At 66.0% G+C, this 14796-nt stretch carries 9 protein-coding genes; all 9 read left to right on the top strand.

Features of this window, described 5'->3' with window-relative positions; all coding sequences use genetic code 11:
* Nucleotides 1-2 precede the first annotated feature (2 nt).
* The 9 genes from ASC87_RS09655 to ASC87_RS09610 all read left to right on the top strand — a co-directional run bounded on the left by ASC87_RS09655 (nucleotide 3) and on the right by ASC87_RS09610 (nucleotide 14793).
* Complete coding sequence (locus ASC87_RS09655; protein ID WP_082568515.1) at nucleotides 3-572, top strand: hypothetical protein; 570 nt, start codon at nucleotides 3-5, stop codon at nucleotides 570-572.
* A complete protein-coding gene (locus ASC87_RS09650; protein ID WP_056660133.1) occupies nucleotides 572-2911 on the top strand; it encodes a hypothetical protein in 2340 nt (779 codons plus the stop codon). The genes ASC87_RS09655 and ASC87_RS09650 overlap by 1 nt, the downstream gene beginning before the upstream one ends.
* Nucleotides 2912-3346: 435 nt before the next feature.
* The gene (locus ASC87_RS09640; protein ID WP_056660127.1) at nucleotides 3347-3862 is read left to right on the top strand and encodes a hypothetical protein; all 516 of its coding nucleotides are present in this window, start codon (nucleotides 3347-3349) and stop codon (nucleotides 3860-3862) included.
* A 3-nt stretch (nucleotides 3863-3865) separates the two neighbouring features.
* The gene (locus tag ASC87_RS09635; protein ID WP_056660124.1) at nucleotides 3866-6481 is read left to right on the top strand and encodes a hypothetical protein; all 2616 of its coding nucleotides are present in this window, start codon (nucleotides 3866-3868) and stop codon (nucleotides 6479-6481) included.
* Nucleotides 6482-6489: 8 nt separating this feature from the next.
* Nucleotides 6490-7344, top strand: a complete 855-nt coding sequence (locus ASC87_RS09630) for a hypothetical protein (protein WP_056660121.1) — start codon at nucleotides 6490-6492, stop codon at nucleotides 7342-7344.
* Nucleotides 7345-7444: 100 nt separating this feature from the next.
* Complete coding sequence (locus tag ASC87_RS09625; RefSeq protein ID WP_056660118.1) at nucleotides 7445-11668, top strand: hypothetical protein; 4224 nt, start codon at nucleotides 7445-7447, stop codon at nucleotides 11666-11668.
* 28 nt (nucleotides 11669-11696) lie between these two features.
* Nucleotides 11697-13799 carry a phage tail fiber protein gene (locus ASC87_RS09620; RefSeq protein WP_056660115.1) on the top strand — a complete coding sequence of 701 codons (2103 nt, stop codon included), beginning with the start codon at nucleotides 11697-11699 and terminating at the stop codon, nucleotides 13797-13799.
* Entirely contained in the window at nucleotides 13796-14089 is a 294-nt protein-coding gene (locus ASC87_RS09615) for a hypothetical protein (protein WP_056660112.1), read from the top strand. The genes ASC87_RS09620 and ASC87_RS09615 overlap by 4 nt, the downstream gene beginning before the upstream one ends.
* The gene (locus ASC87_RS09610) at nucleotides 14089-14793 is read left to right on the top strand and encodes a hypothetical protein (protein WP_056660109.1); all 705 of its coding nucleotides are present in this window, start codon (nucleotides 14089-14091) and stop codon (nucleotides 14791-14793) included. The genes ASC87_RS09615 and ASC87_RS09610 overlap by 1 nt, the downstream gene beginning before the upstream one ends.
* Nucleotides 14794-14796 lie beyond the last annotated feature (3 nt).

Below are 14796 nucleotides of genomic sequence, written 5' to 3'. Positions count from 1 at the left end.
CAATGCTCACACGACTTGAAGCCGTCAACCAGATCATGGTGGCCATCGGCGAATCCGTAATCCTCCAAGAGATCGAGGGTGCCGGCGACTACGCGAACGCGAGTGCCGTCATCGACGCCGAGACCCGGAAGGTATTGGCTAAGGGATGGTCCTTCAACACCGAGATACAAGACCTGTCCCCCGACGTGGACGGCATCGTCACGGTCGCAGACAACGTGCTCTCCATCGACCCGGTCGATCCCGGCCTGGACGCAGTCCAACGTGGCGCCCGCCTGTACGACCGCAAGACCCGCTCGTTCGTCTTCACGGCTCCCGTGGAGGTCCGGGTCATCCTGAACTTCCCCTTCGAGGACGTGCCCTACGCCGTCCAGAACCAGATCGTCGCCATGTCCGCGAAGAAGTACCAGCGCGGCTACGTGTCCTCGGACACCCTCGACAACTACGCGCGTGAGGAGTCGGCCGAGGCCGGCGCTGACGCCGCGGACGCTGAGTCCGATGTCGACGACTACAACATCCTGGACAACCCCGACCTCGCGTACCTGCGTCGTCGGTCCTACCGAGGCCCGCTGTAATGGACGGCCTCCTGCAACCACGCATCGGCGGTCTGTACCACGGCGTCAGCCGGCAGGCCCCGCTCCAGCGATCCCCGTCCCAGATGGAGGAGCTGGACAACTACCTGCCCTCCGTGGACCTCGGTGGTTTCGTCGACCGCGAGGGGACCCGGCTCATCGTCGGCGTGCCCTCAGGCGGCTACAAGCCCCAGGCTACCCACTTCTTCCGCACCACGGACGGGTCCGCCTGGAGCGTCATGCGCAAGGCCGGAGACGGCGAGCTTGAGGTGCGCAGCCTGAACACAGGGATCGCCGCGACCATCACGTACGGTCCATGGGTCCAGCAGTACCTCGGCGCCTCCTCGGCGTCTCTGCGCTTCCTGACGGTCCTCGACACGGTCTTCATCCTGAACACCGACGTCACCGCCGCGGCAGTGTCCGCTGCGAAGCCCGCGGCGACCAGCATCTACCTCGTGGTCCGCAAGCTGTCCCAGGCCGCTCAGAACTTCACGGCGACGTCCTCTGCCGGCACCGCGATCTTCAGCGTCCCCCAGAACTCAAGCATGTCACGCGACTTCGCGTGCCTCAACCTGTCAGCGAGAATCAACCAGCTCATGCCGGGCGTGGACGCGTTCCGTGTGGCGCCGAACGTCATCCGGGTCACGGCGACCGCCGAGATCCTCGACTCCTTTTCGTTCACCAACGACTGGGACGAGACCTCGTCCCTGTGCGTCAAGGGACGCGTGCAGGCGCTGTCGGACCTCCCTGGCGTCTTCGACCAGGGTGTCCCGCTCCTGGTCGACCTGGGCTCCGGCAGTGGGTCGAGCCAGTACTACGTGACCTACGACGCGGTGCTGAACGCGTGGATCGAGTCGAGCTACCTGCCGACCAAGGCGGCGACCTGTACGCTGACGCCGGGCTCCATGCCCATTCGTCTGCACCAGACCGGTCCTGCCGCGTTCGAACTTCAACCCTGCGACTGGGCGACACGTAAGGTCGGTGACGACGTCACCAACCCGGTGCCCGGCTTCATCGGCAAGCGGATCACCGCCCTGGCGAACTGGAAGGGCCGCATGTGGTTCGCGGCCGGCGACTCCGTCTACAGCTCCCGCCCGGACGACCTGTACTCCTTCTTCCGCGGCAGTGCCCGCATCGTGGCAGCAGACGACCCGGTGAAGCTGGAGACCGACGCGCCCGACGTGGCCGGCATCGACTGGCTCGTGGCCTTCCGCTCGAAGCTCATGGTCCTGTCGAGCAACGCCCAGCAGGAGGTCGCAGGCGACAAGCCGATCACGCCCACGGATGCTGTCCTGGGTGTGGCTACCCGCTACCAGATCGACCCGAAGTGTGAGCCCCGAGCCATCGGGGACTCGCTGTACTACACGGGCGAATCGCTGGGTCGCACCACGCTGTTCGAGTACCAGTACGACGAGACCACGGCCAACAACACCGCCGAGGACCTGAGCAAGCACGTCCCCAAGTACATCCAGGGACGAGCCGTGCGCCTCCGTGGGTCGGCCCTGGCCGGCCGCGTGTTCATGAGCACCGACTCCATGCCCTCCACCTTGTTCGTCCACACGGGCCACTGGAAGGACGGGCAGCGGGTACAGAACGCGTGGTCCAAGGTGACGTTCGACGTCACCCGGATCCTGTCCTTCTGGGTCGACCAGGACGTCCTGTACATCATCGGCGAGCTGGCTGGCAACACCGTCTGGCTCTCCGTCAACGTGCAGGCTGGGACCGGCACCGTGCCCGAGGATGAGTACCGCCTGGACTTCGGCAGCGTTGTCCAACTCACATGGGACGTACAGACCAATCGCAGCTGGGCCGTGCTCCCTGAAGCCTTCCGCCCGGCCGGTCTGTACGGGGCTCCGGCCCTGGAGTACGTCCTGCTCGTCGACAAGGGTGAAGGCTGGTTCCGGGAGTACCCGGTGACCACCGCCCTGAGCGGTGCGCAGTGGATCGCCTTCACGCCCCGAGACGTCCAGTCCGACCAGGGCTATCTCGGTGTCCGCTTCGAGCGGAGCGGGACGTTCTCGCCGTTCTACGCGACGGTCGGGGACAAGACCACGCCCCAAGGTCGCCTCCAGGTCTCCCAGGTCGTCCTCGACACCCTGGTGTCCGGCGACTTCCAGGCTGTCGTCACGCGTCCCGACCGTGTCCCGATGGTCAAGCCGATGTCCCCCCGGATCATCGACCAGACCCCGGTACCGCGACTCGGCGAGAACGGACAGTTCCCCGTCCCGTTCAACGCCACCGGCCACAAGGCCCGGCTCACCGTCCGCACCAAGAGCAGTGCTCCCATGTGCATCACCGGCCTGACCCTCAAGGCTCGCTACACCAACCCAACCGCCAAATGATCCTCCGACCCGCGACCCCCCACGACTGCCTCGACCTCGCCCCGCGTCTCCGTTCGTGCGACGTTGCCGAGCTGGACCTGGAAGGGACGCGGCCAGTGGACGCCCTGCGATACGGGTTGTCTCACGGCGCCCTATGTGAGGCCATCACGACCAACACAGGTCTGGTGGTCGGCGTGTGGGGCGTCGTGCCTCTCGAACCCAACGCTGCCTCCATTTGGATGGTCGGCTCCCCCGAGATCGAACGGATCTCCAGGTCCTTCATCCGTGCATGCCGCCCCGCCATCGAGCGGGCCTACGGCATCGCGCCCACGCTGTTCGCTAGCGCGTGGGCCGAGAACCACGTCCACCTCAACTGGCTGCGCTGGCTAGGCTTCAAGCCGCTGGCAAGTAAGGGCCCCTACCTCATACACCACCATGTGTAATCCCGTCGCCGTAATGGCGGTCATGGCGCTTGCTTCAGCCGCGGTCCAGAAGGACAACAGTGACAAACAGCTTGAGCAGCAAGCCGACGCCGCCAACAAGAACACCCGGCTCACCTACGCGGCCAACCAAGAGACCGCCCGTCAGCAGGCGACCCAGGCGTTCGAGCAGCAGACCGACCGGGCCCGCAAGGCCATGTCCCAGCTCTCCCTCGCCCGAGTGATCGCGGCGGAACAAGGCGGCTCCTTGAGTGCCCGTGCCATGAACATCGAAGCCAGCGCGGCCGAGGACTACTCGCGCATCGACGCGAGCCTCAAGAACGCGAACGCCTCCGTGGCGTCGGCGAACGCCGCCCAGGCGGTCATGACCGCGTCCAAGCTCGACCAGATCGACACCGGCTTCAAGGCCAACCAAATGACCTTCTTCTCCCAGGTCGCTCAAGCGGCCGGCAGCGCCTACGTGATGGACGCGAACCAGAAGTCGCAGCAGGAGCTGATGAAGAACTACCGTCAACCAACCGTGAGCGGCTAAGACATGGCAGGACAACGCGAACGCCAGTTCAACCCCAACGGCCCGGCACGGTACGACGACGTCGGTACTGCCGCCGCGGCCCCCACCGTCAACACCACGCCCTTCAAGCCCACCGCGGCTTCGGTCAGCGAGGCGCCCAATCCGCACCTCGCCCGGCTGGGCAACTCGCTGTCCTCCTTCTTCCAGACCGGCGCCCAGGTGGCACAGGGTCTCGGCGAGATTGCCCACCGCGAGGAGATGAACCGCATCCAGGTCGAGAACAAGAACCTGGAGCTGCAAGGCCAGATCGACCGAAAGGGCGGCAAGACCATGGCGCCTGAGTACGCCAACCGTGAGGCGTATGCCGGCGCGTTCGAGCGCTCAGCGGCCGACACGCAGGCGTTCGACCTCACCGAGAAGTTCAAGGTCGTCCTGGACGGTCTGCCGCGCGACGGCACCCAGGACCCCATGGCTGCGGCCGAGTCGTTCTGGAAGCAGGAGATCGGCACCGGAACCGGTGACCGCCAGTACGACGCCCAGCTCATGGGCCGCTTCACGAACAACGTGCAGGCGATGGTCTCCAAGGCGAACAACGAGAAGCTCCAGGACCAGGAAGCCACCGCCACCAACACGATCTTCCAGAACTTCACGGGCAAGCTCCAGGGCCAGAACGGCGTGACCTCCGGGGACGTCGCTGATGTCCGCGGTCAGATCATGACCGTGACCCGCGGCGATCCGATCCGTGCCGACAAGCTCATGGGGACCCTGGCCGCCCAGGTGCAGAACCAGCGGCAGGCCCTGAGCTTCCTGAACGCCCTGAACACGCCGGACGCCGAGGACGGTTCCTCGTGGGCCTCGCGCAACACCGCGACCTACGACGACCTGTCGCGCAAGGCGCTCCAACAGGTCACCCAGGTCAAGAGCATCGAGGCATACAACGAGGTCTCCCGGTGGACCCAGGACCTGTACTCGCTCCAGTCCAACCCGGCCGCCACGCTGACCGACTACGCCAAGCTCTACTCCCGCGGGGTCGACATCGACTACCGCCACGGCGTGGGCAACGAGCCCTTCGGTCATCTGTTCACCGCCATGCGGGCCGCCTCGAAGCAGAAGGCCAACGTGAACCTGCAAGTCGCAGCGATGCGTGGGACCTTCGGGTCGAACAACATGGCGCCCGGCGAGGCAGCGGTCGACCGACAGGTCACCGAGCGTGAGCGCGAGCTGGGCTACGCTGAGTACGTCAAGACGACCCCGGGATTCGAGACGCTCGCTCAGACCACCGGTCGCGACGGGCTCATCAACCCGCAGGCGTCCGACGCCGCGATGGTCTCCTTCGCCAACCTGTTCGCGGCCCAGTCCGTCCAGGCGACCCACGAAGGCTCACTGATGGCCGGCTCGCTCAAGTCGCGGGCCTTCGGGCCCCTGACCGGCAACGACCCCCAGGCCGCCGCTCGCGCGTGGGCCGGGGCGAAGCAGATGGAACGCAATGGGGTGCAGGGCTCCCTGCTGTCCAAGGTGTTCCCGAACGCCGAGGCTGAGCAGATGTACCGGTCGATGGACGCCTTCATGGCTGACGGGACCGACCCTGCATCTGCCTTCAAGGCGATGCGGGACGATCCGCTGTTCCAGAAGTTCCTGGGGTCCGGTCAGTCCACGGGCAACTACAACCTGTCCGAGGTCGTCGGGGTCTCCGGCGCCGATGCCGCCAAGCTGTCGCAGGACATCAACAAGAAGATCGTGGGCCTTGGCCGAACGGTCACGGACTCCAACGACTGGCCCGGCTTCCGCAAGGACGTCGGCATGGCGCCTGCGGTCCGCGCTGAGGTCATGGCCCTCCTCTACAAGGACGCCGTGATCCAGAAGACCAACGGGTCGAGCTACGACGTCGACAAGGCGTTCGAGAACATCGGCGCCACCATCAAGGGCCGCTACCTCGCGCTGCCGTCCAACAGTGGCGGGCTCCAGCTCGTACGCAACCCGTTCGGTGACCGCGGCCAAGCACCCCAGAGCCCGCTGAACCTCGCAGGTCCCCTGGCGACGTCGAAGGGCTTCAAGCCGATCTATGCAGGCGTCCCAATGATGAACCGCGTGGGCAAGGTCGAGGACCCGAAGGACACGATGGCCGAGGACATGAAGGCGCTGACCAAGGCGCTGCCGAACCTCGCGCCGGACACCACGCAGGCATACGTGTCTGCGCCGGACCAGAACGGTCTCATGACCTTCTTCGACCGTCGCGGTCAACAGATCCAGTTCGTCCCCGGCCAGATGGTCGACGTGCCCAAGGAGGGCGTGGAGAAGTCCTGGCTCCCCTGGACCGACCCCGCCATCGAGAAGGCCCCGGTCCCCAAGGACCCTGCGCAAGCTGTCGCCTTCTTCCAGAAGCGTCTGCCCCCGGGCTACTACGTGGACCAGAGCGGGTTCATCGACCCCGCGACCCAGCAGCCGGCCTACGTCCTGAAGTACGGCTTCCGGCTGATCGGTGACGAGGAAGCTGCCCGTCGAGCCGCCGGAACTGCCGAGCGGTCCATCGACGACCGCAACGCCGCCATCGCACGCGAGAAGCAGAACCGCACCGGCTACACCAGCGAGGGCGGTGCCGCCTTCGGCATCACGCCGTCCGCCGGCCGCCGGGGCTTCTAAGGAATCCCATGCTCCCTGACAACACCGACCCGGCCAAGCTGGAGTCGGAAGCCATCCAGACGGAGATCAACCGGCTCTACACGTCGGGCGAACTCCGCCTCCAATCCACCCTCGGAACTCCAGCGCACCAGGACGGCCGGCCCCCGGCCCCGATCCCCGGTGTGAACCAAAACTGGGACCTGGACATGTTCCGAGGCTTCCTCCAGAAAGAACGCGCAGTGTCTCCTCAATTCCTCGGCAGCAATCCTGTCGGCTACCAGAACGTCCTGGCTCAGGCCAAAGACGTCATCGGCGGCGCAGAGGGCTTCTCGGACAAGCCGTACCACGGCATCTACTCGAAGCTCCGACGCAAGGGTGACGCCAACGTCCGACCCGGCGAGTTCAAGGAGGGCGGCGAGAACGACGAGGTCTCCATCGCCTACGGCTGGAACCTGTCCGCCCACCCCGAGTCCCGCTCGCTGTTCAAGTCCATGTTCGGCATGTCCGACGAGGACGTGACGTCGGTCTTCAACGGTCAACGCGGCCTCACGCGCGAGCAGGGCGACCAGCTCCGCGACCACGCCATCATGTCCTTCAACAAGGACGTGGACCGGCTCCTGCCGGGCGTGCAGCTCCGCGACCACCAACGGGCCGCCTTGATCTCCCTGGCCTACAACATGGGCGGCGGCGGTCTCAGGAAGTCCGGCATCCCGGACCTCATCAAGTCGGGCGCCTCGGACCAGGAGGTCGCCGCAAAGATCGCGGGCTCCTTCAACTCCAAGCAGGCCGCCCTGGCGAACCGCCGAAAGCACGAGGCCGCCCTGTACATGGGCTCCAAGGCTGCGGACTTCTTCGCCAGCGTCGACACCAACCAACTCAAGTAATCCCCTGGAACCAATGGACGAACCCATAAACCCGGCCGCTCCTGCGGTTCCCCTCTCACAATCCTCGCCGGTCCTGCCGGAACGCACCCCAGAGCAGCGGATGACGGCCACGGCCGACCCGTCCGAATCCTGGAAGGGTGTCCAGTCCGACCTCGCCACCGAGGGGGCCTTCGAGGTCGCCAAGTCCAACTGGCTCCTCAACACCATCGTCGGCAACTCCGTGATGCACGCGGCGGCCAGCGCTGACGAGGAGTCGGCTCCGTTCGACCCTTCCTTCAACGCCCGCCGTCTCGCCCGCGAGAACCCTGACGTCCTGGCCGGCCTGGAGACGGAGCTGGCTCAGGGCGCGTTCGACCGCGCGATGAACCGTCAACAGTTCGACAACCTGGTTCAAGTCGCCCGCTGGCGTCAGGACCTGCGCCAGACCATCAAGGACGGCCACGAGGGCTCGGGCGTCCTGAACTTCGCCTACGAGATGCTGGACGTCACGTCGATCCTGTCGGCCGGCTCGCTCGTCGCCAACAGCGCAAAGACCCTCGGGGGTCGCGCACTGTTCGGGGCCGCCACTGGCGCCGCCGACGCGGCCATCCAGGAAGGCGGGCTCCAGGCGATGGGCGCCGGGTCGCAGACGCCGACCGAGGCGTTCCTGAACATCGGCATCGGCACGTCCCTCGGGGCTGGCCTGGGCGTCGTGTTCAAGCACGTCCCGCCGAACCACCCGATCCTCAAGCACACCCCCGAGAACCCCTTGCACCCCGAGCACCCCGGTGTTCCCATGGTGGAGCAGAAGCTGGGCTCGACGGTCGACGACTCAATCGGTGCCGCCCGTGTGGCGGAGGGCGTGGACGACCAGGGCAACCGCATCATCGCCCCGCGCCTGAACGAGGTTGACTTCGAGGCCCCCAAGGTCGGCGGAGTCGCCCAGCGGTTCCTCGACTTCCTGTCGGGCATGACGCCCACACAGCGAGCAGCCCACTACGAGGGCCCGGCCGCCGAGACCTTCGGGCGTCTCGTGGACCCCATGGGTCTCATGAACAACGCGAACACCCGAGGCGTCGCCACCGGGGCAACCGGGGAGGACCTGCGCACCCTGTACCTCCAGCGCGGCCAGATCGCCAACAACGACCTGACCGACATCTTCCGACAGGCCAACGCCGACCTGGGCCAGTCCAACGGCGCCATCAGCAACGCGGCCCGGGACCTCGCGCATACCATGACGACCGGTGCTGTCGACGTGAACCGCATCCACCGTCAGGACTTCTTCGACGCGGTGGACCGACTCAACGCGGCCCTGGCGTCCAAGGACCCCAAGGCATCCGACAACGTCCGCGAGCACCTCAAGGGTCTCTTGGGCGACGAGGGCAAGGCCGACGTGGTGCTCAAACGCGTCCAGACCGCGGTCGACCGTCAGCAGAAGTTCTACAAGGAGTTCGCCGAGGAGGGTGTCCGTCACGGCATCCTCGACCCCGACGCGCTCCAGTCCCACTACGTCCCGACCCTGTACAACAAGAAGGGGATCGACAAGGACCCGGCCGGCTTCCGTACGCTGCTCATGCAGCACGTCATGGAGAAGCCCCAAGAGGAGTGGCTGCGCGAGCGCGGGTTCATCAACGACCCGAACCGTACCCTCCCCGAGGGCGCTGCGCCGCTCCCGGAGTCTTGGGACGCCATCCTGAAGACCGACAAGGCGAAGGCCGCCGAGGTCATGACTGAGTGGGCCGGCGACGCCGAGCTTGCCCGGGGCCTCAAGCTCCAAGGCTCCGTCGAGTCGGCCCTGCGCCGTCAGGCGGATGCAATGGACTCCGCCGAGGACGTGCTCTGGTACTACCGCAAGGCGGGCCAGGAGTACAAGAAGGCAGGCATCAAGGAGCTGAAGGCAGAGGGTCGCGCCATCGAGCGCGGGGCGCACGCCAAGAACCTCGCCGCTGCCACGAACGCCGCAGAGACGGCCGAGGCCAAGGTCGTCCGGATCAACTCCAAGATCGAGGACATCGAGGGGTTCAACACCCAGCTCGACGCCGACCTGCAAGTAGGCGGCCAGCAACTCGACGCGGCCGGCCAGGAACTCCAAGCAGCCAAGGGCGCCGTCTCTGATGCCGACAAGCTGGTCGAGGGCCTGCAAGTCACCCGCTTCGAGAAGCGCGTCGAGCGTGACTCCACGAAGCTCGCGCTCAACCAAGAAGGCCGGCTGTGGTCCACGCGGACCAAGCAGCAGCAGGCCGAGCTGGACTCGCTCCAGATGCAGCGCAAGGAGGCCCAGGCCGAGGCCGAGCAGGCCCGCGTCTACCTTCGAGAAGCCGAGCAGCACTTCGACGCCACCGCGGCCCAGCAAGCCAACACGCGCGAGTGGAAGGACGCGGTCGTCCAGGACATGAACGTCCTGCTCAAGAACGGCGACGAGGCCGCCCTGGCGCCCGGCTACCGGGAGCGCTGGAACGAGGAACTCGTCCGCCTGGACGTGCTGCGCAAGAAGCTGGACGAGGCAACCGAGGCTCGGAAGCATGCGTACGAAATGAAGAAGGCGTTCCGCAAGGAGCTGACCGCGGCTGAGAAGGACGTGGGTCAGGCATCCTGGCACCTCCGGAAGCAGCAGTGGGCCCTCAATCGGGACATGCAACGGACCCCGGCCGCCGTCTGGGCCGACCGCCTGACCAACCACCTCCGCGGCAACGAGCGGGCACCGGGCGGGTTCCTCTGGGACAACCCGGGAACCTCGGGCCGCCTGAAGGCCAAGGAGATCAACTGGTCCCCCGAGGAAATGGAACAGCTCCGCGCCTCCAACTTCCGCGAGAACGACCCGCTGCACCAGCTCGACCGGTACAGCTCGGACGTTGGCGGGGCCTACGCGGCCCACCGTTCCCTGAACGGGCAGACGTGGGAGCAACTGGCCGGCGACATCCAGAGGTTCTACGACGAGAAGATCGCCGAGACCGCGGACCCCAAGGAGGTCAGCAAGCTCCAAGCGATTCGCGAGGACGCCCTGAAGACCAACAAGGGGATGCTCGACCGGGTCATGGGCAAGCACGAACTCAAGGACGACGACGGGATCTCCTGGGTCGCCGACCGCCTGCGCCAAGGGACGTTCCTCCGCTTCGGCGGCGGGTTCATCTTTGGCGCCATGGGCGACATCGCGACCGGGCTGTATGCCGCTCGTGGGTTCAACCCGCTCATGCAGTCGATGCGCCGTGACACCGCCAAGCTGGTCAAGGAAGCCCTGGCCGGCAACGAGGGGGCAGGGGAACTCCGTGTCCTCCTGGCCTCCTTCGAGCACGGCGCCCACATGGCGTTCTCCGACCGGGCCCTGGCGTCCGGCGCAGCCGAGGATCTCGCAGGCTTCGGCTCGGGCGTCACCCGCAAGGTGACCGCTAAGGTCGAGGCCGGCATGAATGCTGTCGGCGACTTCTCCAACAAGGCTTCGGGCCTCAAGGCGTTCTCGGACGGCATGCGACGCACTGCGGGTCTGGTGCAGCTCGCGAACATCGCCAAGTGGTCCAAGGGTGGCTGGGATGGTCTGAAGCCCGGCGTCCAGGCCGACCTCACGAAGATCGGAATTGGCAAGTACGAGCTGACCCACATCGGGCGCTACATCGAGAAGCACAGCGAGACGCTGGCCAACGGGCTGGTCGTCCCGAACATGCGCAAGTGGATCGCCAACGAGGCTGGGGACACCGACGTCCTGGGCTCACGGATGGCCGACGCTCTCCAGGTCGCCCTGGTGCGGACGCAGAAGCGGGCCTCGCTCGTCTCGGGCTTCGGCTCCCAGCCGCTGCTCATGAGCAAGCCGGTCGGTCGACTCGTGATGCAGTTCGCCTCCTACGGTGCGCAGTTCTACAACGCCCAGATCCGGTCCAGCATCCAGCACGGCGCCGTCACTGGCGAGTGGCAGCGCACGGCCATGGCAATCGGCATGGCCCTCGCGATGGGCGAAGTGACCGCGACGATCTCGGCGTTCCGCAAGGGCGGCGAGGAGGAGTTCGAGAAGCTGCACAACGACCCGGCCTTCTGGTCGTACCAAGTGATTCAGCGGTCCGGGATCCTGGGCATGGCGGGTTCCTACGTGGATGCCCCGATCAAGCTCCTGGCCCCGACGATCAAGAACCTCACCGGTCTCGACCTCGCGGCCGGCCAGGGCAAGTTCAGCGCCAACTCGGCAATCGCGAACCTCGCGGGCCCGTGGGCCGGAACGCTTGAGACGATCTCTCAGGCGGCCGGCGCTGCGGCCACCGGGGACTCGGAGACCCTTCGCAAGAAGGCCCAGCTCCTCATCCCTATGAACCAGCAACTGTCCATCATGCAACGCATGGCGGCAGTGGACTCCTATTGACGTAGGCGCGTGAGCGCCGGAACAACCGATGCTCACCACCTACATCACTGACGGGGTCCAGACCCGCTTTACCTTCAACTGGCCCTACCTCGACCGCGCGAACATCATCGTGACGCGCGGTGAGGTGGCGGCCCCCTTCTCGTTCATCGACGACCACACCGTTCAGGTGCGAACCATCTTCGGTGAACCGCTCCCCGAGGGGGAGACTCTCAAGATTCTCCGGACCACCCCGGACCTAGTGACGCTCGTCCAGTACAAGGACGCGACGATGCTCACCGCGGCGGACCTAAACCGCGCACGCCTCCAGTGTCTGTTCCTGATCCAGGAACGCTCAGGAGGTCTGACCGGCTCCGTGGCCCAGGCGATCCAGAACCTCACCAACGAGATCGAGACGATCTCCGGGGCCCTGGACTCCATCCAGTACACCGCCCAGCTCCTGACGGCCGGACTCCAGACGCTCGACGAACTCACATCGGATCTCGACGTCGTCAAGGACGGCGCGGCCATCCTCCAACAGCTCATCGCAGACACAGTTGCCAAGTACGACGCGAGCATCGACGCTCTCGTGGTGCGGGTCGACAGCGTCGAGTCCCGGCAGAACTCCTTCCAGTCCGCGGTGTCGCAGCAGGTCGCCACGCTTGCGTCCAACGACCTTGCGTTCGCGTCCCGTGTAGACACGGTCGAGGCGAGGATCAACGCCATCGACCAGGACGGCGACCAGGAAGACCCGCTGATCGCGGCGTCGATCATCACCGCCGCGGTCGCCCAGGCTAAGAGCCACGTCGCTCAGGCGCACCAGATCGAGACCCTCCGGGCCGAGTTCGGTGACGTGGACGCGATGATCCAGACCGAGCAGCTTGCACGGGCTTCGGCCGACGAGGCGCTGGCCCAGCAGATCACGGCGCTTCAGACCAGCATCGGGGGAAACCTCGCCCAGGTCATCGCGGAAATGCAGGCCGACGTGGATGCGGTGGACGGCAAGGTCACGAACCTGAACGCCCAGTACACCCTGAAGGTCGCCGTGCAGCGCCAAGACGGCAAGCCGGTCATGGCCGGCATCGGGATCGCCGCGACCTCCAACGGAGACATCAGCGCCTCCGAGATTGTCATGCAGGCAGACCGCCTCGTCTTCAGTCAACCGGGCGACCCGAACGCACCGCTGAAGCCGATCTTCATTGCCGGCAACGTGGACGGTTCGCCGACCATGGTTATTCCCTCGAACGTCATGGGCGACCGGACCTACCCGGGCCGCCTCCTGGTCGACGGGACCATCGAGGGCCGCAGCATCAAGGCAGACGAGATCGCAGCAGGCCACCTGAAAGCCGGGGCCATCACGGCCCGTGAGCTGGCTGTGAGTCTCGGCTCGAACCTCCTGCGCAACTCGGAATTCACCGAACGCGTCGGGACCATCCCAACGAGCTGGACCTATGGCGTGTCTTCGGACTTGGCGTCGTACTGCACCACGTTCTATGACTACCCGAACTACTCACTTCTTGGCGGCCACTCGCTCGCCATCCAGCAATCCGGTGGACCTACCACCGGAGCCATCAACACCACCCTGGCCTACTGGTACAGCGACATGATCCCCGTGGTCGCAGGAACTCGCTACGAGTTCTCGCTGTACGCCGGGGCCCATCGCTGCCTCGCGGACGTCTACCTCCAGTGGTACACCGCGGCCGGCGCAGGCGCAGGGGTCTCAGGGACTGTGGACTCGGGTGCGGCCTACGCGGTGCCAAGCGACTCCTCGTGGCCCGCGGGTCCGTCGCTGGTGCAGCACAAGCGCATCGGCGGCATTGGATTGGCCCCGGCCGGCGCGACGCAGGTTCGCATGTTCATTCGCAAGGGTGCGACCAACGCCGGCGCTGGAGACTCATGGCTCTTCCTCACCCACCCGATGATCGCTGAGGCCAACCCGAACGCCACCGCGCTGTCGCCGTACAACCCCAGCGGTCTCATGACCCTGGTGACTCCCGGCGGGATCTCCACCCCATCCCTGGCCGCCCTGAGCGCAACCATCGGGACGCTGCGGACTGCCACCACCGGGGCCCGGACCGAGATCACAGACAACGTCATCAAGGTCTACGACGCCAACAACGTAGTGCGCGTCAAGATTGGGAACCTGCTCCTATGAGTTTTCAAGTTCGCAACGACCAAGGCGTGGTGACCCTAGACATCCAGGACCGCATCACGCGCTTCAACAATGTCGTCCCGCTCACAGCGTCGGGCAGCGTGCACTCTGGATTCATCAGCGTCCCTGGGATGGTCGACGACGGCACCTGGGTTGTTGTCGGCGGCATGTCCAACGACGTCTCCTACGCGATCCCGGTGGCCTATACGACCATCGGGGTCGACGGGTTCACCTGGATACGCTTCGGGGTCGCCGGGCCTTTCGACACGTCCTTCATGGTCCTGAGGGTCTGATGGCAACCGACGCAATCCAGCTCATCAACCAGCAGGGGATCATTCAGCTCGACGGCTCCGAGCGGACGCTCCGGCGTGTCGCGTCAGGCACGGGCTCCGCCTCCTCCTGGACAGGCACGCCCAATGAGGCAGCCATTCCAACGCAGACCTACACGCCGATCATCTTCTTCCGCCCGGCCGATGACACCGTCTTCGTGACCAACAGCGGGATCCTGAACAACAAGTTCATGTACGTGTCCAACGGCGCGTTCGAGTGGACCGCCTACGGTCTGGACAACCCGGCCGCGATAGACGCCACACCCTACGGGGCTCAAGTGTTCGACTCTCTGGGCCGCGTCATTTGGGACAGCCGTCAGGACGTCATGCGAATCACGCAGGTCCTCCAGGTCAACATGCCCTTCCCTGACAACGACAGCGGCAACGGGACCGGACCGGCTCCCGCCTACCCCTACACCCTCTCCTTCACGCCCTGGGGCACACGGCCCTGGATCCTGCTGAACTCCCTGCTCCGCTTCCTCGACGACAACGACACGATGATCGCTGCGTCCACGCTCGGCACGGACCGCATCGTCCTCCAGTGCGGTCGCCGCGCCTACACGGGCGTCGCGTGGGACTGGGCAAGCAACAACGGCGGCGGCATTGGCTACACGCGCTCCTACCCCGGAGGCCGCATGACCATCCCCATCGGTCGCCGAGACACCTAAACC

This window comes from Rhizobacter sp. Root1221 (assembly GCF_001425785.1).
Lineage (GTDB): Bacteria > Pseudomonadota > Gammaproteobacteria > Burkholderiales > Burkholderiaceae_C > Rhizobacter.
Note: the sequence above shows the minus strand (reverse complement) of the source record. Positions and strands in the feature narration are given on the sequence as shown.